The sequence below is a fragment of the Holdemanella porci genome (genome assembly GCF_019052655.1).
Taxonomy (GTDB): Bacteria; Bacillota_I; Bacilli_A; order Erysipelotrichales; family Erysipelotrichaceae; genus Holdemanella; species Holdemanella hominis.
In genome coordinates this window covers 1-606 of sequence record NZ_JAHQVB010000164.1, presented here as the reverse complement: position 1 = coordinate 606, position 606 = coordinate 1, and the positions used below count along the sequence as shown (strand labels likewise).

2 protein-coding genes and 1 tRNA gene are annotated in these 606 nt (G+C 37.1%); all 3 read left to right on the top strand.

Going from position 1 to position 606, the window contains the following annotated elements:
• The first annotated feature begins 98 nt into the window (after positions 1-98).
• Positions 99-182, top strand: a tRNA-Tyr gene (locus KTQ83_RS11970).
• A gap of 140 nt (positions 183-322) precedes the next feature.
• Complete coding sequence (gene infA, locus KTQ83_RS11965) at positions 323-541, top strand: translation initiation factor IF-1 (protein ID WP_117573900.1); 219 nt, start codon at positions 323-325, stop codon at positions 539-541.
• A 14-nt stretch (positions 542-555) separates the two neighbouring features.
• Positions 556-606 (top strand): 50S ribosomal protein L36 (gene rpmJ / locus KTQ83_RS12785; RefSeq protein WP_217256559.1); only part of this gene is annotated, 51 nt, incomplete at its 3' end.

Below are 606 nucleotides of genomic sequence, written 5' to 3'. Positions count from 1 at the left end.
GAACTTCAGCCTTCCAAGCTGACTACGTGAGTTCGATTCTCATCACCTGCTCCATTTTATTTATAACAATCTTCTGATTGTTCTTTTTTTTAAAAGCTGGAGAAGTAGCGAAGTGGCTAAACGCGGCTGACTGTAACTCAGTTCCTTTTGGTTCGGCAGTTCGAATCTGTCCTTCTCCACCACTTGTTAATAACACAACTTAATAAAGTTGTGTTTTTTTTAAATTTTACTTGGATATTTAGCACTTTTTTGTTAAAATGGTAGATGGCATATTATGCCTAACATCATTTCATTTTTTGATAGAAGGAGGAGTGTAGGATTCATGGCTAAACAAGATATGATCGAAATTGATGGTATCGTAGTTGACACTTTACCCAATGCAGCTTTTAAAGTTAAATTGGAAAACGGACACGAGATTCTAGCTCACGTTTCTGGTAAAATCCGTATGCATCACATTCGCATTTTACCAGGTGATCGTGTTACCGTTGAAATTTCACCGTATGACTTAACACGTGGGCGTATTACATTTAGACGCAAATAAGGAGACGAATAAAGATGAAAGTAAGACCATCTGTTAAACCAATCTGCGACAAGTGTCGAGTAATT

What these genes read in the sequence shown, in the direction of transcription:
- infA (WP_117573900.1), top strand. Translation starts at nt 323, where the DNA reads ATGGCTAAACAAGATATGATCGAAATTGATGGTATCGTAGTTGACACT.